The 18,006-nt window shown below is 64.5% G+C and carries 22 protein-coding genes and 1 pseudogene; 7 read left to right on the forward strand and 16 right to left on the reverse strand.

The features are described from left to right. Positions 1-57: 57 nt before the first annotated feature. The 11 genes and pseudogenes from QAZ47_RS31405 to QAZ47_RS31455 all read right to left on the reverse strand — a co-directional run. Complete coding sequence (locus QAZ47_RS31405; protein ID WP_278231973.1) at positions 58-282, reverse strand: rubredoxin; 225 nt, start codon at positions 280-282, stop codon at positions 58-60. Further along, positions 279-1,124: a hydrogenase expression/formation protein gene (locus QAZ47_RS31410; RefSeq protein WP_278231974.1), complete on the reverse strand. Its 846-nt coding sequence runs from the start codon at positions 1,122-1,124 to the stop codon at positions 279-281. The genes QAZ47_RS31405 and QAZ47_RS31410 overlap by 4 nt, the downstream gene beginning before the upstream one ends. A 23-nt stretch (positions 1,125-1,147) precedes the next feature. After that, the gene (locus tag QAZ47_RS31415) at positions 1,148-1,591 is read right to left on the reverse strand and encodes a hydrogenase-1 expression HyaE (RefSeq protein WP_278075544.1); all 444 of its coding nucleotides are present in this window, start codon (positions 1,589-1,591) and stop codon (positions 1,148-1,150) included. A gap of 4 nt (positions 1,592-1,595) precedes the next feature. Continuing rightward, positions 1,596-1,922 carry a HypC/HybG/HupF family hydrogenase formation chaperone gene (locus QAZ47_RS31420; RefSeq protein WP_278075545.1) on the reverse strand — a complete coding sequence of 109 codons (327 nt, stop codon included), beginning with the start codon at positions 1,920-1,922 and terminating at the stop codon, positions 1,596-1,598. Continuing rightward, positions 1,922-2,611: a HyaD/HybD family hydrogenase maturation endopeptidase gene (locus QAZ47_RS31425; RefSeq protein WP_278231975.1), complete on the reverse strand. Its 690-nt coding sequence runs from the start codon at positions 2,609-2,611 to the stop codon at positions 1,922-1,924. The genes QAZ47_RS31420 and QAZ47_RS31425 overlap by 1 nt, the downstream gene beginning before the upstream one ends. Positions 2,612-2,640: 29 nt before the next feature. Further along, positions 2,641-2,814 (reverse strand): hypothetical protein, encoded by a 174-nt coding sequence (locus QAZ47_RS31430; RefSeq protein ID WP_278204803.1) that lies wholly within the window; start codon positions 2,812-2,814, stop codon positions 2,641-2,643. A 100-nt stretch (positions 2,815-2,914) separates the two neighbouring features. Further along, the gene (gene cybH, locus QAZ47_RS31435; protein WP_278204804.1) at positions 2,915-3,619 is read right to left on the reverse strand and encodes a Ni/Fe-hydrogenase, b-type cytochrome subunit; all 705 of its coding nucleotides are present in this window, start codon (positions 3,617-3,619) and stop codon (positions 2,915-2,917) included. 10 nt (positions 3,620-3,629) lie between these two features. After that, on the reverse strand, positions 3,630-4,208 hold the full coding sequence (locus QAZ47_RS31440) for a HupE/UreJ family protein (protein ID WP_278231976.1): 579 nt from the start codon (positions 4,206-4,208) through the stop codon (positions 3,630-3,632). 12 nt (positions 4,209-4,220) lie between these two features. Continuing rightward, a complete protein-coding gene (locus tag QAZ47_RS31445) occupies positions 4,221-6,017 on the reverse strand; it encodes a nickel-dependent hydrogenase large subunit (RefSeq protein WP_278204806.1) in 1,797 nt (598 codons plus the stop codon). After that, on the reverse strand, positions 6,017-7,093 hold the full coding sequence (locus tag QAZ47_RS31450; RefSeq protein ID WP_278075550.1) for a hydrogenase small subunit: 1,077 nt from the start codon (positions 7,091-7,093) through the stop codon (positions 6,017-6,019). Before QAZ47_RS31450 ends, QAZ47_RS31445 begins: the two co-directional genes overlap by 1 nt. 339 nt (positions 7,094-7,432) lie before the next feature. Then, positions 7,433-7,564 (reverse strand): annotated as a pseudogene (locus QAZ47_RS31455) (GntR family transcriptional regulator); the annotation flags it as partial. Between QAZ47_RS31455 and QAZ47_RS31460 the strand changes: the two are divergent. Then, positions 7,542-8,006 (forward strand): TOBE domain-containing protein, encoded by a 465-nt coding sequence (locus QAZ47_RS31460; protein ID WP_278231977.1) that lies wholly within the window; start codon positions 7,542-7,544, stop codon positions 8,004-8,006. The pseudogene QAZ47_RS31455 and the gene QAZ47_RS31460 overlap by 23 nt on opposite strands. A 155-nt stretch (positions 8,007-8,161) precedes the next feature. Here the strand turns inward: QAZ47_RS31460 and QAZ47_RS31465 are convergent, their stop codons facing one another. The 4 genes from QAZ47_RS31465 to QAZ47_RS31480 form a co-directional block, all read right to left on the reverse strand. Beyond that, entirely contained in the window at positions 8,162-8,869 is a 708-nt protein-coding gene (locus tag QAZ47_RS31465; RefSeq protein ID WP_278233919.1) for an SDR family oxidoreductase, read from the reverse strand. 148 nt (positions 8,870-9,017) lie between these two features. Continuing rightward, positions 9,018-9,353 carry a hypothetical protein gene (locus QAZ47_RS31470; RefSeq protein ID WP_278231978.1) on the reverse strand — a complete coding sequence of 112 codons (336 nt, stop codon included), beginning with the start codon at positions 9,351-9,353 and terminating at the stop codon, positions 9,018-9,020. After that, the gene (locus QAZ47_RS31475) at positions 9,353-10,219 is read right to left on the reverse strand and encodes a DUF6772 family protein (protein WP_278233920.1); all 867 of its coding nucleotides are present in this window, start codon (positions 10,217-10,219) and stop codon (positions 9,353-9,355) included. Before QAZ47_RS31475 ends, QAZ47_RS31470 begins: the two co-directional genes overlap by 1 nt. A gap of 59 nt (positions 10,220-10,278) precedes the next feature. Continuing rightward, a complete protein-coding gene (locus QAZ47_RS31480) occupies positions 10,279-11,421 on the reverse strand; it encodes a mandelate racemase/muconate lactonizing enzyme family protein (RefSeq protein ID WP_278231979.1) in 1,143 nt (380 codons plus the stop codon). Between the two features lie 135 nt (positions 11,422-11,556). Here QAZ47_RS31480 and QAZ47_RS31485 point away from each other — a divergent pair, with 135 nt between their 5' ends. The 6 genes from QAZ47_RS31485 to QAZ47_RS31510 all read left to right on the forward strand — a co-directional run bounded on the left by QAZ47_RS31485 (position 11,557) and on the right by QAZ47_RS31510 (position 17,284). Further along, positions 11,557-12,315, forward strand: coding sequence for a FadR/GntR family transcriptional regulator (locus QAZ47_RS31485; RefSeq protein WP_278204809.1), 759 nt, complete (start codon positions 11,557-11,559; stop codon positions 12,313-12,315). Further along, the gene (locus tag QAZ47_RS31490) at positions 12,312-13,103 is read left to right on the forward strand and encodes an SDR family oxidoreductase (RefSeq protein ID WP_278231980.1); all 792 of its coding nucleotides are present in this window, start codon (positions 12,312-12,314) and stop codon (positions 13,101-13,103) included. The genes QAZ47_RS31485 and QAZ47_RS31490 overlap by 4 nt, the downstream gene beginning before the upstream one ends. 91 nt (positions 13,104-13,194) lie before the next feature. Then, positions 13,195-14,439: a sugar ABC transporter substrate-binding protein gene (locus QAZ47_RS31495; protein ID WP_278231981.1), complete on the forward strand. Its 1,245-nt coding sequence runs from the start codon at positions 13,195-13,197 to the stop codon at positions 14,437-14,439. A gap of 87 nt (positions 14,440-14,526) precedes the next feature. After that, the gene (locus QAZ47_RS31500; protein ID WP_347567211.1) at positions 14,527-15,381 is read left to right on the forward strand and encodes a sugar ABC transporter permease; all 855 of its coding nucleotides are present in this window, start codon (positions 14,527-14,529) and stop codon (positions 15,379-15,381) included. Further along, the gene (locus tag QAZ47_RS31505) at positions 15,378-16,220 is read left to right on the forward strand and encodes a carbohydrate ABC transporter permease (protein WP_278231983.1); all 843 of its coding nucleotides are present in this window, start codon (positions 15,378-15,380) and stop codon (positions 16,218-16,220) included. The genes QAZ47_RS31500 and QAZ47_RS31505 overlap by 4 nt, the downstream gene beginning before the upstream one ends. An 11-nt stretch (positions 16,221-16,231) precedes the next feature. Continuing rightward, positions 16,232-17,284 (forward strand): ABC transporter ATP-binding protein, encoded by a 1,053-nt coding sequence (locus tag QAZ47_RS31510; RefSeq protein WP_278231984.1) that lies wholly within the window; start codon positions 16,232-16,234, stop codon positions 17,282-17,284. Positions 17,285-17,335: 51 nt separating this feature from the next. Here QAZ47_RS31510 and QAZ47_RS31515 read toward each other — a convergent pair whose 3' ends face one another. Beyond that, complete coding sequence (locus QAZ47_RS31515) at positions 17,336-17,998, reverse strand: TetR/AcrR family transcriptional regulator (protein WP_278233921.1); 663 nt, start codon at positions 17,996-17,998, stop codon at positions 17,336-17,338. Positions 17,999-18,006 lie beyond the last annotated feature (8 nt).

The following is an 18,006-nucleotide window of genomic DNA, read 5'->3' on the forward strand; positions in this document are numbered from 1 at the left end:
TCTATCCTTTGAAAGACGGACTCTAGGCAGCGGGCGACGGCAAGCGATTGATCCACGTCAATCGTCCTTTATCACCATGAAATCTTTCCTGGAGCCGTCGCAATTGGGGCAGCTCCAATGTGGAGGCAATTCGGCGAAGGAGGTTCCGGGCGGTATCTGCCAGTAGTCGTCGCCCTCCTCCGGGTCGTAGACATGCCAGCAGATCTTGCATTCGAGCCGCGTCGCCGAACCGATCTTGGCGTTGTCCCCGCCATAGGAGCCATCGAAGAAGGACGCTGTCATCGATAGACCTCCAGGATCTCGAGCAGCCGGCCATGGCTGTCGGCAATGTCTTCCGGCGCGGCGCTGACAACCTCCGGCAGGGCCGTCACTTCGATCGTGTTGAGGATCAGCGCTTCGGTGGAATTGTAAAAACGCACCCACCACACATCCCGCGTCGCGGTCGTCGTAACGCGGCAGTTGCCGTAGCCGCGCGAGAGGACCACGACGGGCCCCTGGCCAAGCAGGCTATCGAGGAGGGCAAAGTCCTCTTCCGTGTGCGGCAGGAGCGACAGGTTGATCACATGCGGTTCGACGCCCGGCGCCGTGCGGCGGATATGCTCGTTGATCTCGGCGATGAGCGGCGGCGCGTTGAAGATCCCCGCAGGGTAGGCCGCGGGGGCGGCGAGCGCGTCACGGCTTTCGGCGAAGGCCCGTGCCATCACGGCGGACGGGAAAGTTCCTACCTCGATCGTATCGCTCGCGAGTTGGCCGTTGGCACCTGTGCGGCGCACGCGCCAGACGCCGGCAAGCACCGATTCCTGCGCCTGGACGTCGCCGCCGCAGATGACCGACACCTCGCCTTCGCCGAGCGCTTGGTCGATCAGCGCGAGGTTGGCGTGGTCGAGGCCGGCGAGATCATGGACCGCATTCGGGCGCCCCGGCGAGAAGGCGGCGAGGCTGTCGGCCACCGCCGAGAGGACGGCGAGTGCCGCTCGCAGCCCGGCGACGTTTTCCTTTTCCGGCAGGATCGGCCGGGCGAAGGTGAGCATGCCCTTCGGCATCTCCATATACTGCAACTCGCCGCCGTCCTCCTCGAGAGGCTGCGAGCCCGGCCCCAGGCCGCCAAAAGACGTGATCGCCATGTTCTAGCCCTCCCCGGCTCGGCTCAGTGGAAGTGGTCGTGATCGTGATGATTGCCGGTTGCGCAGCCCTCCGGCAGTTCGAACGGCGGCGGCGCGGAAGGCTCGCGCGCCAGGATGGAGGAAATCTCGCCGAGATAGTCCTCCCAGTCGAGCACACGCTTGATGACGCCGAGATATTCGCCGTTTCTCAGGAAAACGAGCGCGGGAAACGCGTTGAACCGATAGCGGCTCTGCAGCTTGCGCTCGCTCTCCTTGGCGACGACCGCCGCCTTGAACACGCCCTGGAAGGCTGCGACCAGCTCCGGCAGGATCACCGCCACATCGTTGCTCTCGACGAGCCGCTGCCAGTCGCCGGGGAAGAAAAGCACCGTGAAATCGTGGTTTTCGGCGAACCCGTCCACCGTCATGTCGTCGACGACGGCCATGCCATGGCGTTCGATCATTGTGCTGAGAAGCGGCGAAAACATAGGCTCAGGCGTCCTTCGTGCTTTGTGTTGGAAGGGCCGCGCGCAGGTGCTCCGGCAATTGCGGTTCGCGGCCGGCGAGGTCGGCAAAGAGATGGTCGAGATCGGTCTCGCCGGCGAGCGCCCGCTCGGCGGCCTCGAGTGCGTCGGCGATCCGGCGCGCGGCCTCGGGCGCGATCACCTCGCGTGCCGCGTCGAGGAAGGTGATGATCCACGTGCCGGCCGGCTGGTCGCCGGTAAGCGTCATGTCGATCCGGCGCAGTCCGGACCGCCCCCGGCAGAGCGCAGAACCGTCACGCGATTCGAGCACTTCGAGGGGAACGCCGACGCACATCAGCCCTGTCCTCCCCGCGAATGGAGAAGCCGGTCGATCTCGCTCTCGTAATTCTCCGGCGCGCAAAAACCGCCGCCTTGCAGGATGCGCGCATCGCCGATGCGGCAGGCGTCCTCCGGCCGCGGCCTTCCGCTCTCGTAGAGGCCGATCCGCATCTCGCGCGACGCCAGCGTCTCGTCTTCCGCAAGCGGCTCGGCGCGCCGCTTCACCGCCACCCCCTGGCGGGCAAGCCAGTCGACGGCGATGCCGATTGCCGGAACGATGCGGTCTCTGACGGCGGGGCGCAGACTGCCGCCATAATCCTCCAACTCCTCGGGCTGCACGCCAATCAGGAGCAGACGCCGAGGGTAGTCGCCCATCATCGCCGCCATCGCCAGCACCTCCTGGAAGCCGGTCTGGTGCAGCGAAACCTTCTTCGCGCCGAGGAAGGCTGGAACCTCGTCGCCCTCGACGACCTTGATGGTGGCGGCGGGCAGGCCGTAGTCGACCGCGTCGAAGACGACCAGAATGTCGGTCTCGCGGATGTGCTGGACGAGATAGATGCCCTGCGTGCCGCCGTCCATCACGCGCATGTTTTCGGGCGTCTCGTAGAGACGGTCGAATTCCTCCACGGCGCGGACACCGAAGCCCTCGTCGGCCCACAACAGATTGCCGATGCCGAGCACCAGCACCGAGGGTGCATCCTCCACAAGCGTTTCCTCCCGCCTCCTGTTTTCCTTCAGATCGCAGCAAGAAGCGGGCCAAGTTCACGGGTCACGGCCAACCCAGCAAAAACAAGGATCTGACGGCCGGCGGCGGGGTGAAGCTGAAAGGTCTTCAGCCGGTTCTGCGGCCAAAGTGGAAAGAAGCCTTCCACTGGACCGACAAGCCCGATGCCGCGGAAAGCAGACATTTCACGCCACTGGAAAGCCGCCTTTCAGCCAGCAGAAAAAAGCCGGCGCGGCTGCAGCCGCACCGGCCCAAATGCTCGCGGTCACGAGCGTCAGTGGGAGTCAGTCTTTGGGCACTCCATTGCCTCGGAAGGTCCGCCAGCCCGAGAACATGGAGGAGATGATCGACTGCCTCGACATGATGTCCTCACGCACCGCGGCGTAGATATGGACGATGATGAAGCAGATGATCACCCACATGCCGAGATGATGCCAGGTGTGGACGTCCTGGCTCTGGCCAAAGAACGGGATGACCCAGCTCGTGAACAGGCCGTATTGCCAGGAGCCCATACCCTCGCCTTCACCATAGAGTGCCAACCCGGTCACGATCATGAAGATCGTGAACCAGACGAACAGAATGTGCATGGCGAGCGTGGCGAGCGGATTATGCCCGGAATATTTCATCGGCTCCTTGACGAGCATCGCGTACCAGAGCACCTCGTGCCAGAGTTCGCGCCAGAACCGGCCGCTCAGGACCGGTGGCAGGAAGATCTGGCGGGCATGCTCGCTGCCGACGAACGCCCAGTAAACGCGGAAGGCGAAGCCGGCCACCAGGATGTATCCGGCGGAGAAGTGCAGATAGCGGATCCAGCCGAACAGGAAGCTGGCGCTCGCCTCTCCGCCGACCGCAGGCGGCGGCGACCCGATCAGATAGCCGGTTCCGGCCAGGGTGAAGATCGCGAAGGCGTTGACCCAGTGCCAGAGGCGCAGCGGCGCCTCATAGACATAGACGGCCTCCTCGCTGCGCGGTGTGTGGCTGACGCTCATGGCCGCCTCCTTAGCCGCCGAAGACCAGCGCCGCGCCGGAGCCGGCGACGAGGATGCCGAGCCCTGCACGCGCCAGGGGCGACCGGGCAAGCTTCAGTCCTATGCCGACGCCGAGCCCGTGCAGCGCCGCGGTCGAAAGCGTGAAGCCCGCAACATAGGCCAGAGCTGCACCGCTCGCTTCGCTCGCATGGGCGTGACCGTGGAAAACGGCGAAGATGCCGGCAAGGCCGACGCCGGCGACGGCGGGCAATCCTGCGCCGGCCACGATCATCAGTCCAACCGCGAGCACCGAGAGCGCGACCATGCCTTCCACCGCCGGCAGCCCTATGCCGGCGAAGGAGAGTGCCGCGCCGGCGATCATCATGCCGACGAAAGCCGCCGGCGCCGCCCATGGCCGGCACGGCGCGGCTGTCGCCGACCAGACGCCGACCGCGGCCATGGCGATCGGGTGGTCGAGCCCCAGAAAAGGATGCGCCAAGCCGGCGGCGAAGCCGTCGGCATGGCCGGCGCCGACATGGGCGAACGCCGGGCCGGCGAGAACCGCGAGCGAACCGGCGGCGGAAGCAAGTGTCAGAACCGTGCGTCTCATCTCAATTCCTCCCTAGCGCACCTTGACGTTGGCCAATTCCTGGCCGTGCGGACCCATGACATGGGTCGAGCAGGCCAGGCAGGGGTCGAAGCTGTGGATCGTTCTGAGGATCTCGACCGGCTCCTCCGGCCGCTCCACCTTCGTATCCATGAGCGAGGCCTCGAACGCGCCTATGTTGCCTTGATGATCGCGCGGCGAGCCGTTCCAGGTGGTCGGCACGACGCACTGGTAGTTCTCGATGCGGCCGTCCTTGATGCGCACCCAATGGCCGAGCGCCCCGCGGGGCGCCTCGGTGAAGCCGACACCCTTGACCTCCGAGGGCCAGGTCTTCGGATCCCATTTGTCGGTGCTCGCCGTCGCGCTGTCGCCCGCCTTGATGTTGGCGACCAGCTTGTCGAGGAAATAGGCCTGCTTGCGCGCGGCCCATTGCGCTTCGAGCGCGCGCGCCGCGGTGCGGCCGAGCGTCGAGAACAGCGCCTCGAGGGGGACGTTGAGCGCCCGCAGCGTCGAATCGACCTGCTCCTTGATGTCCTCGCGGCCCTGCGCATAGCCGACGACGTAGCGGGCGAGCGGCCCGACCTCCATGGCATTGCCTCGCCAGCGCGGCGCCTTGATCCAGGAATATTTCGCGCTCTCGTCGATCTCGACGATGTTGGTGCGCGTGCCCTTGGCGTTCGGCCCGAGTTCGTAATGCGCCTCGGTGACCCCGTCCCAGGGGTGAAGGCCCTTGGCCTCGTCCGGATATTTGTACCAGGAATGCGGCACGAATTCCTGGACCTGCTCGGGATCGCGCACGTCGACCGGCAGCACCTCCTTGAGATTGCCGTTGATGATCGCGCCCTGCGGCATCAGGAGATTGGCGGCCGAATAGTCGTTCGCCTTTTCGGGGATGTCGCCATAGGCAAGCACGCTCTTGCCCGACAGCCCTCCGCCGTAGAGCCAGCCCTTGTAGAAGCCGCCGATGGCGATGATGTCGGGGATGTAGACATTTTCGACGAACTCGATCGAGCGGTCGATGACGCTGCGAACATAGTTCAGCCGCTCCATGTTGATCGGCGCGCCGGCGGCGAGTTCCCCGTCGATGTTGATCGCGCATGGCACGCCGCCGACCAGCCAGTTCGGATGGATGTCCTTGCCGCCGAAGATCGTCCGCGTCGTCATGATCTCCTTCTGAAAGTCGAGCGCTTCGAGATAGTGCGTGACCGCCATCAGGTCGGCCTCGGGTGGCAGCAGGTAGGCGGGGTTGGTCCAGTAGCCGTTCTTGAACGGGCCGAGCTGGCCGCTTTCGACGAATTTCTTCAGCCGGTTCTGGACGTCGCGGAAATAGCCGGGCGACGACATCGGATGGCTCGGCGAAACCGTCTGCTGCAGCTCCGACGTCGCCTTGGGATCGGCCTTGAGCGCGTTGACGGGGTTCACCCAGTCGAGCGCGTGCAGGTGATAGAAATGCACGAGGTGATCATGCACCTGCAGCGAAAGCTGCATGATGTTGCGGATCGAGTTGGCGTTTTCGGGGATCGTGATGCCGAGCGCATCCTCGACCGCGCGCACCGAGGTGAGCGCATGCGTTCCGGTACATACGCCGCAGATGCGCTGGGTAAAGGCCCAGGCATCGCGCGGGTCCCGCCCCTTGAGGATGACTTCGAGCCCGCGCCACATGGTTCCGGTCGAAACCGCGTTGCGGATGACGTTGTTCTGGTCGACGTTGACCTCGCAGCGCATGTGGCCTTCGATGCGGGTCACCGGATCGACGACGACGCGCTGCCCCGAGGTGTCGAGATTGAACCCGTTCGGTGTCTGGATGCCCATCAGCTTTGTCCTCCCTTTTCGCGCATCCGCTTGACGACGCTCGCCGCCGCATGCGCGGCCGCCGCGGCGCCGACCACCGTCGCGGCCGTCGCCCCGATCCTGTCGGCGTTGGCCTCGACGCCGAAGCCGTTGATGTTGGTGAGGCGACTGTAGAAATCGCCCTTGTCCCAGAAACCGTCTTCCGAGCAGCCGATGCAGGGGTGGCCGGCCTGGATCGGGAAGGAGAGGCCGCCGTTCCAGCGCACGGTGGAGCAGGCATTGTAGGTGGTCGGGCCCTTGCAGCCCATCTTGTAGAGGCAGTAGCCCTTGCGCGCGCCCTCGTCGTCGAAGGCCTCGACGAACTGGCCGGCGTCGAAATGCGGCCGCCGGTAGCATTTGTCGTGGATGCGCTGGCTGTAGAACATTTTCGGCCGGCCCTGCCGGTCGAGTTCGGGGAAGCGCTCGAAGGTGAGGATGTAGGTGATGACCGCGGTCATCACCTCGGCGATGGGCGGGCAGCCGGGCACCTTGATGATCGGTTTGTCGGGAAGGCCGGGAACCTTGTGGACGGGCGTCGCGCGCGTCGGGTTCGGCCGCGCGGCCTGCACGCAGCCCCATGACGCGCAGGACCCCCAGGATATGATGGCCTTGGCGTTCTGGGCGGCATATTTGAGCTGATCGACGAAGGGCTTGCCGCCGATGATGCAGAACATGCCGTCCTCGTTGAGGGGCGGATTGCCTTCGACGGCGAGAATATAGTTGCCCTTGTACTGTTCGACCGTCTCGGTGACGATCGCCTCGGCCTGGTGGCCGGCCGCCGCCATGATCGTATCGTCGTAGTCGAGCGACAGCATCGAGAGCACGACATCCTTGGCGAGCGGATGAGCCGAGCGGATGAAGCTTTCCGAGCAGCAGGTGCATTCGAGCCCGTGCAGCCAGAGCACCGGAATGCGCGGCTTCGATTCCATCGCATAGGCGATCTTCGGCGCGAAGGCCGGGCCAAGGCCAAGCGACGCCGCCGTCAGGCTGCAGAATTTCAGGAAGCTTCGGCGGGTAATCCCCTGCCGCCGCATGACTTCATAGAAGGTCTCTTGCATCGGTGCTCCTCCACGGGCAGCGGCATTCTCCGGCGCCGCCGCCATGAAAGGAACGAAGCAAGTCCGATGCCAAAGCAGAAAAATTTAATGAATACAACTGTATGTGGCTGCACGACCGAATGTCATCGGCATGGGCCGCCACATGCCGCTGGCAGGCCGGCTTACAAATTGCAAGGAAAGCTGTCAGTGCCGGTCTTCCCGGCTGGTGATCATGATCCGCACTACGCGCGAATGCAGGACGATTGAACCACCCCGGGCGCTCCGCAACGCTTGCGATCTCGATGACTGAAGCGAACCTGGGCTGGCGGGGCCAACCGCCTTTTTGGTCGCTGCGGATGCTCAGAGAGGATCGAGGCGCAGTTTGTTGCGGGCGATCCTCCAGGCGGATTCGACGTGCCGGCGCGCCGCCGCCTCCGCTTCCTCCGGCTTGCGCGCCCTGATCGCATTCATGATCGCGTTCATTTCGGCGATCAGGAGCGGACGCATCGCGCAGATCGGCACCGGCGAGGACCTCTATCTGAGGCCCGCGAACGAGTTCGTCGCCGGCTTCATCGGCAACTCCAATTTCTTGGCCGTCGAGCATCTGGAAACCGAAAACGGCGCAGCCGTGGTGCGGCTCGCCGACGGCTCGATCGTCAAGGGCGTTAAGGCAACCCATAAGCTCGACCGCGGCCAGAAGGCCAGGCTGACGGTGCGGCCGGAAGCCTTCCGCCTGACGCCTGTACCGGGAAACGCGTCACTTGCGGTGGAGATCGTGGACGCGGCCTTCTTTGGCGACCGCCGGCGCGTCGTGGCGCGCACAGCATCCGGCCAAGAGCTTGACGTGAGACCTGATGCGGCGGAGTCGCCTGGCGCCCTATCGAGCTCTCGGATTTCCTTCGATCCCGCGGCTGCTTTCCTGTTTCCGGACTAGAGCGGTTCACCGTTTCACGGAAACGCCGAACCGCTCTAACTCTTCGTTTTTACGCAATTCCGGGCGGAAAACCGCTCACACTTTTCCTGGAATTGCTCAAACGGCCGTCGCTTGCACCAGCAAGCTCCTGCGGCGGCTAGCAATGCCGAGCGCGGTCAGCGGAACATCGAACCACCGTCGGCATCGAGCGCCGATCCATAGACGAAGCTGGCCGCGTCGGAGCAGAGGAACAGGATTGCGGCCGCCATGTCTTGCGGACGGCCCATGCGGCGCAGCGGCAGGTTGGCGGCGATGCGGTCCTTGAGACCCTGGTCTATATGCGCATGCATGGGCGAATCGGTCGGTCCCGGATTGAGCGCGTTGATCCGGACCCCCTTGCCCGCCAGCTCACGCGCGACCGATTTGACCAGCGAGAGCGTGCCGGCCTTCGAGGCAGCGTAAGCCGTATCGGCGATCAGGCCGCCGCCGCCGTGAACGCCGGCATCCGAGGCGACGCAGACGATGTTCCCGCCGGAGGGATTGCCGATCATGCGTTCCGCCGCGGCCTGGACGGTGAAGAAGGTGCCGAGCAAATTGACCGACAGGACGCGCTGCCAATGCGCCCAATCCTGATCGAAGATGCGCTTGGCCGTGATGATGGCGGCACAGGTGACCACATTGTCCAGGCGCGCGAGATTGCTGTCGCAATAATCGAACGCACGCCTGATGCTGCCGTGATCGCTGACGTCGACGGCGACCGTATGCACCTTCCCGCCGGCAGCCTTCAAGCCGGCGCCGTGGCGCGCAAGGCCCTGCTCGTCACGGTCGCACATGACGACCTCGGCGCCTTTGGACAGAAAGGCGCGTGCCGTTTCGAGGCCCATGCCGCTGGCCGCGCCGGTGACCAGAACCGTCCTGCCATCAAAGCTGTCGTTGGCGAATGCCGAATAGGGGTCGGTCATTTGGGGGCTCCCGGATAAATGAAATAGGTGAGCAAAGTGGCCGGACGAGCGAGGGTGTGGGCAAATCGGCTCAGGCCTTCAGGTGAAGAGTGACCAGGACGGTCGATTCGGCCCCATCCTCGAAGTGGGCCGTGACGCGAAGCCAGTTGCCGAACATGGTGACTCGCGCCACGGCGATGCCGTCGGTTTCGGAGGGCATCGTGAATTCGGTTCCCTCACGCACCCAGCGCATACCGTCGGGCGAGATCTCCACCCGTGCCGTTGGCGACGGGCCGACCGGAGGCTTCAATGCGCGCACGAAGAACACGGCCTCACGCGCCCAGCCGGCCTCATAGGGCTCGCTGGCGGCATCGTCGCTCCAGCGCTCGTTGCGAGCGATAACCGCTGTCGTGTTCTCCGGCAGCATCAGAATTCCCCCGAAATGCAGACGGAATCGACGTAGAGAAAGGCGCGCTTGGCGACATCCGTCTCGGCGAAGAGACCGAAATTCAGCATGCACCAAAGGTTCTTCATTGCCGGGATGCGGATCGAATCGAAGCCCGACAGGTCGAAGGTTCGGTCGTTGCAGCGCAGCGCCAGCGCTTTCATCGAGGCGAGGTCGAAATCGAAACAGAGATAGGTCCAGTTCACCTTGGTCGGGATCTCGTTGTAGCAGAGGCGCTGCTCTCCATCCGGCAGGTCGAGCCAGCCTTCGGGCGCAAGGTGATCGTGGCTGACCGTCTTGTTGTCGGCGCCGATCGGCCTGAACCCGGTGGTCTCGCGCTTGTACTGCCATTTCTGCACATGCTTGCCGTCGAGCGCATTGAGGAAGCGCAGATGCGGCATGACCCGATCGTCGTCGGCATCGTGGTCGCCGCCCTGCAGGTCGAACAGGAAGCCGATCGAGCGCACGTCGGTTTCCGACAATTTCAGATCCGTCGCTTCCGGTTTGAAGGTGAAATAGAGCTCGAAGCGGATTGGCCCGCGATGACGGAAGGTATGGCGCTTGATGGCAACGTTGCGCGCCCCTGGCCTGGGGCGCGTGGCGATCTTCAGGGCGTAGGAGGAAGACATGCCGCCGTGCGAGCCCGCGTCCCAGTGTGCGAGCGTGGAGAGCATGGCGCTGGAATGCTGCGCATAGCCGGGCAGCATCGTGTCGAGATCGTCCTCGTAGTTGCCCACAAGCTGCGACCAGCCGCAATGGCCGCGCGAAAAGTCGTCGAAGGAAAGGATGCGCGGCAGCGGATCGAAGCGGCTGAGCGCGGGATCGGCGCGCAACAGGGCACGGCGCATGGCTTCGGTCGTCTCGGCGGACGGAAACGGGTTCGATGTCGTCATGTTTTTGGCGGACCTCATGCGGCGCGGAGCTTTTCCACGGCTTTCCAGTCGATCTCGATGCCGAGCCCGGGTCTGGTCGGAACGTCGAGCGTGCCGTTCTTCTGGCGGACGCAGCCGGGCTCCATATCGGCCAGGATCGTCTTGAACGGGCTTCGATCGCACTCGCATTCCATGACGCCGAAATTCGGCATGGCCGCCGCCAGGTGGACGCTGGCGGTCTCGCAGACGATGCCGGACATGCCGATATGCGGCGCGTAGCGAATGTCGTGCGCCGCCGCATAGTCGGCCATCCGCCGCGTCTCGGTTATGCCGCCGGCGCGCGCCACGTCGGGCTGGAGCACGGAAAGCGTGCGGCCGGCGATCAGCCGCTGCGCCTGATCGAGCGTGAAGTTGCTTTCGCCGGCCGCGAGCGGGACATCGCAGCGCTTGCGCAGCTCCTCATAGCCTTGCTCGTTCTCCGGCGCGAGCGGCTCCTCGAACCAGAAGTAGCCGTTGGCCGAGAGCGCGCGGCCGACCTCGACCGCCTCGTCGAGGTTGTAGGCCCAGTTGGCGTCGACGCAGAGCTCGACCCGGTCGCCCGCGCGCTTGCGCAGTTGCTCGATACGCCGGCAGGCATCGCGCACAGGCCGGGCGATCTTGACCTTGATGCGCGGAAATCCCTCGCCGACATAGCGCTCGAGCTCGGCATCCGCCTGCTCGTCGTCGACCCAATTCACCGCGGCCGCGTAAACATCGATCCTGTCGCGGCCGGCACCGCCGAGCAGTTTCGCCACGGGCTGGCCCGCGATCTTTCCCAGGATGTCCCAGAGCGCGATATCGACCCCTGAAATGGCTTCAATGAGCATGCCACCGGCGCGGCCCGACAGGGCGCGGCGCATGGACTGCCACAAGGCGCCGATATCGCGCGCATCCCGGCCGATCAGGCGGGGCTTGAGAGACGTCTCGATCAGTTCGGCATAGGCCTTGGGCGAGAAGCGCGCCAGCGTTTCGCCGACGCCTGTGATGCCGGCATCGGTACGCACCTCGACGAGCACGATCGAGACCTCCTTGTAGGCGCCCCAGGAGGTAACCGTCGGCTTCGGCAGTGTCTGGCTAAGCGGATGGGCGATGACATCCGTTATGCGCACCACGGCTCCGTGTTCCAATCCGTCGGCCATCTGTTCGTCTCTGCTCGCGTCCGGGCTCGATGCCGAGCCGACGCTCTTTTACCGGTCACCTAAAAACTTAGCAACCCAAAAACTTAGTTGCTATGTTTGCGGAGGATATGCTAGTTGCGCCGAAAAGGATCCGACATGAGCCCCGAACCCGATCGAAAGCCCTTCTTCGCCGGAAAGCGCCTCAGCCCGTCGCGACTGGCCGACGGCGTCTCCGATGCCATCGCCGCTGCCCTGTTCGACGGGCGCATCGCGCCGGGAGAGCCACTGCCGGCGGAAGGTGAGATCGCGCGGGAGTTCGGGGTGTCCAAGCCGATCGCGCGCGAAGCCCTGCGCCAGCTCACGGCGGCCGGACTGGTCTTCACGCAGCAGGGCAAGGTCGCGCGGGCAAAGGCCCTCAACGGCGAGCCGATGGACCGGATCTACGCCTATGCCGTCCGCTCCAGCCTCAAACGGCTCCGGGAAGCCAACGAGATGCGGCGGGTGATCGAGACCGGAATCGCCAGGCTGGCCGCGGAGCGCCGGGCGCCAGCCGGGCTGGAGGCCATGCGGCAGGCGCTTGCCGACATGCGGACTTCGTTGCGCGAGCCGGAAGGATTTACCGAGGCCGACATCCTCTTCCATCTCGGCATGGCAATGGCCACGGACAACTCCATGATCCGCATCCAGATGGAAGGATTGCGCTCGGTGCAGCGCGGGGTCTCGGAACTGTTTTCGCGCCGCGCCAACCGCACCGACGACGACTGGCGGGCAACCATCGCCCGGCACGAGGCGATCTACGAAGCGATAAAGGTCGGCGACGCGGCGCTGGCCGAGCGCTGCATGCTGGCCCATTTCGACGCCGCCGACATCGCCTCGCTCGAAGTCGCAGACAGGCTGGAGGAGCGGGAGCAGTGACCAGCGACCTGCTCTCGCTTCAAGGCAGACGCGCGCTGGTGACCGGCGCCAGTTCGGGTATAGGCCGTGCGGTGGCGCTCGCCCTGGCGCGCCATGGCGCAGGTGTCATCGTGCATCATTGCGGCGAGGCCGCGAGAGCTCGGGCGGTGGCGGAGGAAATCGGCGGCGCGATCTCGGTGATGGAAGCCGATTTCACCGACACGCGCGCCACATCGGCGTTTGCCGACGAGGTCGTTGCGCGCCATGGCCCCATCGACATCCTGATCTCGAACGCGGCAATCGAACGGCGCCTCGGCTGGGAAGACATAACGCCGGCGCATGTCGAAGCCCACGCGGCCGCGAACTTCACCGCCCTGCTGACGCTCGCCGGCAGGCTGGTGCCCTTGATGAGCGGACGCGGCTGGGGCCGTGTCGTGGCCACCGGCAGCGTCATGGCCTGCCGGCCACGGGCGGAGACAGCCGTATACGCCTCGCTCAAGGCGGCCCAGCTGACGGCCGTGCGCGCGATCGCGCGCGATGTCGCCCGCCACGGCGTGACGATGAACGTGGTGTCGCCGGGAGCGATCGAAACCGAAGCGACCGCCCAGCGATATAGCGACGCCGCCTTCCGGAAGGCTGTGGCGGCGAAGATTCCCGCCGGCCGGCACGGCCTGCCCGACGACCTGGTCGGTGCCTTCGTTTTCCTTTGCAGCGATGCCGCGGGCTACATCACCGGCGCCGACATTCCGGTCGACGGCGGCTGGACCATCGGCGATGCGCCGGGCGCCTTGCCGGAGGCATCGGCATGACCTTGGGCCGCGCTTTCCGTTTGATCGCGAATGCGTCTCCCGGCGGGCGCAACAGCTCTTAGGTTCGAACGTTGAATCACGGGAGGAAACAATGAGACTTTCAATCCAAATCGCGGCGTCGGCCTTCGCCCTGTGGGCAATGTCCGCACCGGCCCTCGCGCAGGAACTCCGCGTCACCGTCTGGACGGGAAACGCGGCGCAACTGAAGATGCTCGACGGGATCGCCGACGGCTTCAAGGCCAAGCATCCCGGCGTCAGCGTCAAGTTCGAGACCGTGCCCGTCGCCGACTACACGCAAAAACTGACGTTCCAGGTCGCCGGCGGCAACGCGCCCGACGTCGCCTGGATGATGGAGGATGCGGCCCCGGCCTTCGAGAGCGCCGGCCTGCTCATGGATATCGGACCGACGCTCAAGGCGACCGAAGGCTATGATTTCGGCGACTTCTCGCAGCCGGCAATGGCGCTTTGGCAAAAGGGCGAGACCGTCTACGGCGTCCCCTTCTCGACGTCGCCATTCATGATCTATTTCAACAAGGACATGTTCGACAAAGCGGGTATCGAAGACCCGCTGCAGCTTGCCGCCAAAGGCGAATGGAACATGCAGAAATTCCAGGAAGTCGCCAAGAAGCTGGCTGAAGCCAATCCCGGTAAGTGGGGCTTCGAGTTCAAGGACGGCGAAGGCTACGCTTCGCGCATGACGCATGCCCTGCTTCCGTCGATCCGCGCCTATGGCGGCGAATTCTGGAGCGACGGACAATGCGGCTTCGACAAGCCCAAGGCGGTCGCCGCGGTGCAGCAGTTGCACGACATGGTCTTCAAGGACAAGTCCATCGTCCCGCCCGGCGAGCAGGGCGACTACTTCTCCGGCAATTCGGCGATGACGGTGAACCAGATCTCGCGCGCGTCGAAGATGCCGGAGGCGGGCTTCAAATGGGGGATCGCCCCCTTGCCGTCGGGTCCGGCCGGCGAGGCCCCGGTTATCGGCCAGGCGGCGCTCGTGGTGTTCGATGCCGGAAAGAACAAGGATCTGTCGGCGCAGCTCGTTGCCTATATGACCAACAAGGAGAATGTCGCGACGATGGCGCAGTTCTTTCCGCCGGCGCGCAAAAGCGCGTTGGACAGCGACGCGTTCGTCAACTCCAACAAGCTCATTCCGGCCGAGCAGATGAAGAATGTCGCCGCCGCGATCCAGCATGGGCGCGTCCATCCCGCGCATGAGAAGATGCCGCAGATCCAGGCGGCGATGGCGCCGCGCGTCGATGCGCTGTGGAAAGCCGACGCCGATGTCGGACAGGCGCTGAAAGGCGTTTGCGCCGCCATCCAGCCGTTCCTGTGACGGAGAACGCGGGTGGCTGGCATCGAATGGCGAACGGCCGCGCCGCACGCCCGGCGCGCGCCGTGGCTGACGTTGAAATACCGGGAGATGATGGAGGGCTGGCTGTTCGTCAGCCCGACCCTGATCGGCTTTCTGGTGTTCTTCCTGGGGCCGTTGCTCGCGGTGGTCTACTATTCGATGACCGAATGGAACCTGCTCACCCAGCAGGCGACGTTCGTCGGACTGCGCAACTTCGAAAACGCGCTGCTGGAAAATCCCGATTTCTGGCTGGTGGTCCGCAATTCGGTGATTTTCGCCATCGGCCTGGTGCCTCTGAACATGGCCCTGGCGTTGCTGCTCGCGCTCGCCCTTTCCAGGCCGTTCCTTGGCGTCGTCTTCTTCCGCACGATCTTCTTCGCGCCAGTCGTCACGTCCGCGATCGCCTGGGCGATCGTGTGGAAATTCATGCTTCAGGGCGAAGGCGGAGCCGTCAACCAGATGCTCTCCTGGATCGGCATCGACGGTCCCAACTGGCTTCGGCAGCCCAGCTGGGCGATGGCCGCCGTGATCGTGACGCGCGTCATCAAGATGGTTGGGTTGAACATGATCATCTACATCGCCGCGCTGCAATCCATTCCCCGCGACTACGAGGAGGCTGCACTGCTGGAGGGCGCGTCGCGCTGGCAGATCTTTCGCATGATCACCTGGCCGATGCTGGCGCCGACGACCCTGATCATCATGGTGCTGACGACGATCGGGTCATTCAAGGTGTTCGACCACATCTACCAGATGACCGGCGGCGGTCCCGAGAACGGAACGCTCGTGCTCGCCTTCTACATCTACCAGCAGGCTTTCAAGTTCTTCAATGTCGGCTATGCGTCGGCGCTGGCGCTGATCATGTTCGTCATCGTCATGATCCTCACCCTCGTGCAGGTCATGATTCGCCAGAGGGGAGCGGAATGAGCCGGCGGCAGATCCAGATCACCTACCGCCTCTGCTGGACGCTGGCGTTGCTGATCCTTGCCGTCCCCTTCGTCTTCCCGTTCCTGTGGATGATCTCGGGCGGGTTCAAGAGCACGACCGAAATCTTCGGTTCTCCGACGCTCATTCCGCGCGTGTGGCGCTTCGAGAATTTTGCGGAGGTCTTCACCTACCAGCCGTTCGCAAGGCAGTATTTCAACTCGCTCTACATCGCCGGCGCGGTCACGGTCCTGACCCTCTTCATCGCATCGCTCGCCGGATACGCCCTGGCGCGCATTCGTTTCGCCGGCGCCGGCCTGCTGATGCTGCTGCTCGTCACGGCGCTCATGGTGCCGGAGGAAGTCACGATCATCCCCAACTTCTTCATGGTCCGCTGGGCGGGACTGGTGGACACCCACTGGCCGCTGATCCTGCTTCCGACCTTCGGGCCTCAGGGCGTCATGGCGACCTTCCTGATGCGCCAGTTCTTCCTGGCGCTGCCGAAGGAACTCGAGGATGCCGGCAAGATGGACGGCCTGTCGCGCTTCGGCGTTTGGTGGAAGATCGCCATCCCGATGTCGCGCCCCGCCTTGGCCGCGGTCGCCATCATCACGTTCCTCCACTCGTGGAACCTGTTCCTCGAGCCGCTGATCTTCCTCAGCTCGCTGGAGAAATTCACCCTGCCGCTGGCGCTGACCAACTTCAACGACAGCTACGGCCTGCCGCTCTGGAACCTGCAGCTTGCGGCGACGAGCCTTGCCGTCGTGCCCATTCTGGTCATCTACCTCATCGCACAGCGCCAGATCATGGAGAGTTTCGCGCTCTCGGGCGTCAAGGGATAGAAAGCAGCGCCATGACGAAGCTCCGGCTCAAAAACATCAAAAAGCGCTTCGGCGGCACGGAAGTGATCCGCGGCGTCGACCTCGAAGTCGACGACGGAGAATTCGTCGTCTTCGTCGGTCCGTCCGGGTGCGGAAAATCCACCCTGCTGCGTCTTATCTCCGGCCTGGAGCACATCAGCGACGGCGAGCTCCATATCGGTGACCGCCAGATGAACGAAGTGCAGGCCTCTCAGCGAGGCGTGGCAATGGTGTTCCAGTCCTATGCGCTCTATCCGCATCTCACCGTCCGCGAGAACATGGGCTTCGGGCTGAAGGTGCGGAAAGTGCCGGCGCCGGAGCGCCGCCGCCGCGTCGAGGAAGCGGCAGCCACGCTGAAGCTGGAAGCCTTGCTCGAGCGTTATCCACGCGAGCTTTCGGGCGGCCAGCGCCAGCGCGTGGCGATCGGCCGCGCAATCGTCGGCAACCCGAACGTCTTTCTTTTCGACGAACCGCTGTCCAACCTCGATGCCGAACTCCGCGTCCATATGCGATCCGAGATCGCGGCCCTGCACAACCGCCTGTCGACGACGATGATCTACGTCACCCACGACCAGGTCGAGGCGATGACGCTTGCCGACAAGATTGTCGTGCTGCGCGACGGGCTGATCGAGCAGGTCGGGTCGCCGCGCGCGCTTTACGACAGACCGGACAACATGTTCGTGGCCCAGTTCATCGGCAGCCCGAAGATGAACATCCTGCCGGTCGAAAACGTCCGCCGGCTATCGCGAACGGCAAAAGTTCCCGAGTCGGCCGAAAGCATCGGCATCCGTCCGGAACATCTCGATCTGGCTCCCCCGTCGGAGGGCGCGCTGAACGGCAAGGTGAGGCTGGCGGAATATACCGGCGCGGTGACCTTGCTTCATATCGAGTTGCCGGACGGGCAGACCTGTCTCGTCGTTCACGACGGGCGAAATGGGCTGGAAATCGGCACCGACGTCGGACTTCGGACCGGGACGGAGAGCCTTCACTTCTTCGATCGAAATGGTCGCGCCATCCGGGAGAAGGTTCATATGGCGCCGGCATGAACCTGGCCCGCGCTCACGAGGCGCATCGCACCGCCGATCAGTCGGCCTTGCTCAGTTGCGGCTTCGCGCCAACATCTTTTCGGCGAAGGCCTCCACCTCTCCCTCGCGGGGTTCCTTGCCGGTGTGCGTGAGCAGGTAGGCCGGTGTCAGGAAGAGACGGTTGCTGACCGGTTCGACGATCTCGAGCGAGTAATAGCCGATCTGCGTGAAGTAGAGCACGCGGGCCCGCACGAAGGCTTCCGTGTCCGCGTAGCCGTGCCGCGAAAACATCGCCCGGATGGCGTCGACGCGAGCATCGTCCTCCTCGGCCACGATCCGATGCACTTCGGCGGACTGGCGCGACCAGGCGCGCACGGCGAAATCCAACCGCGGATTGAACAGCGTTTCATCCAGCCAGCACTCGAAGACGTTGAGCACGGCCTGCGTTATCGACGCGGCGGGCCGGCCGGCCTGCTGGACGATGAAGCGGGTGTTGTTGTTGCGCCAATGGTCGAGAAGCTGATCCAGCAGATCCTGGCGACTCTTGAAATACCAGTAGAAGCTGGAGCGGGAGACGTTCAGCTTCTGGCCGAGCGCAAGCACGCGCACCGCCTCGACGCCTTCCGAGATCAGCGTCTCCAGCGCGAGTTTCATCCAGTCCTCGCGCGTCACCTTGGTGTTGCCGGTCAGACCGGATCGCCGCGCCACGTCTTCAGCACTGGAATCGGAGAGCATCGCGGCCT

It is taken from the genome of Mesorhizobium sp. WSM4904 (assembly GCF_029674545.1).
Lineage (GTDB): Bacteria > Pseudomonadota > Alphaproteobacteria > Rhizobiales > Rhizobiaceae > Mesorhizobium.

Bases quoted from the DNA above. Each gene is read 5' to 3' on its own strand.
- QAZ47_RS31405 (WP_278231973.1), bottom strand. From the start codon at position 282: ATGACAGCGTCCTTCTTCGATGGCTCCTATGGCGGGGACAACGCCAAG.
- QAZ47_RS31410 (WP_278231974.1), bottom strand. From the start codon at position 1,124: ATGGCGATCACGTCTTTTGGCGGCCTGGGGCCGGGCTCGCAGCCTCTC.
- QAZ47_RS31415 (WP_278075544.1), bottom strand. From the start codon at position 1,591: ATGTTTTCGCCGCTTCTCAGCACAATGATCGAACGCCATGGCATGGCC.
- QAZ47_RS31420 (WP_278075545.1), bottom strand. From the start codon at position 1,922: ATGTGCGTCGGCGTTCCCCTCGAAGTGCTCGAATCGCGTGACGGTTCT.
- QAZ47_RS31430 (WP_278204803.1), bottom strand. From the start codon at position 2,814: ATGTCTGCTTTCCGCGGCATCGGGCTTGTCGGTCCAGTGGAAGGCTTC.
- cybH (WP_278204804.1), bottom strand. From the start codon at position 3,619: ATGAGCGTCAGCCACACACCGCGCAGCGAGGAGGCCGTCTATGTCTAT.
- QAZ47_RS31440 (WP_278231976.1), bottom strand. From the start codon at position 4,208: ATGAGACGCACGGTTCTGACACTTGCTTCCGCCGCCGGTTCGCTCGCG.
- QAZ47_RS31445 (WP_278204806.1), bottom strand. From the start codon at position 6,017: ATGGGCATCCAGACACCGAACGGGTTCAATCTCGACACCTCGGGGCAG.
- QAZ47_RS31450 (WP_278075550.1), bottom strand. From the start codon at position 7,093: ATGCAAGAGACCTTCTATGAAGTCATGCGGCGGCAGGGGATTACCCGC.
- QAZ47_RS31460 (WP_278231977.1), top strand. From the start codon at position 7,542: ATGATCGCGTTCATTTCGGCGATCAGGAGCGGACGCATCGCGCAGATC.
- QAZ47_RS31465 (WP_278233919.1), bottom strand. From the start codon at position 8,869: ATGGGCCTCGAAACGGCACGCGCCTTTCTGTCCAAAGGCGCCGAGGTC.
- QAZ47_RS31470 (WP_278231978.1), bottom strand. From the start codon at position 9,353: ATGCTGCCGGAGAACACGACAGCGGTTATCGCTCGCAACGAGCGCTGG.
- QAZ47_RS31475 (WP_278233920.1), bottom strand. From the start codon at position 10,219: ATGCGCCGTGCCCTGTTGCGCGCCGATCCCGCGCTCAGCCGCTTCGAT.
- QAZ47_RS31480 (WP_278231979.1), bottom strand. From the start codon at position 11,421: ATGGCCGACGGATTGGAACACGGAGCCGTGGTGCGCATAACGGATGTC.
- QAZ47_RS31485 (WP_278204809.1), top strand. From the start codon at position 11,557: ATGAGCCCCGAACCCGATCGAAAGCCCTTCTTCGCCGGAAAGCGCCTC.
- QAZ47_RS31495 (WP_278231981.1), top strand. From the start codon at position 13,195: ATGAGACTTTCAATCCAAATCGCGGCGTCGGCCTTCGCCCTGTGGGCA.
- QAZ47_RS31500 (WP_347567211.1), top strand. From the start codon at position 14,527: ATGATGGAGGGCTGGCTGTTCGTCAGCCCGACCCTGATCGGCTTTCTG.
- QAZ47_RS31505 (WP_278231983.1), top strand. From the start codon at position 15,378: ATGAGCCGGCGGCAGATCCAGATCACCTACCGCCTCTGCTGGACGCTG.
- QAZ47_RS31510 (WP_278231984.1), top strand. From the start codon at position 16,232: ATGACGAAGCTCCGGCTCAAAAACATCAAAAAGCGCTTCGGCGGCACG.
- QAZ47_RS31515 (WP_278233921.1), bottom strand. From the start codon at position 17,998: ATGCTCTCCGATTCCAGTGCTGAAGACGTGGCGCGGCGATCCGGTCTG.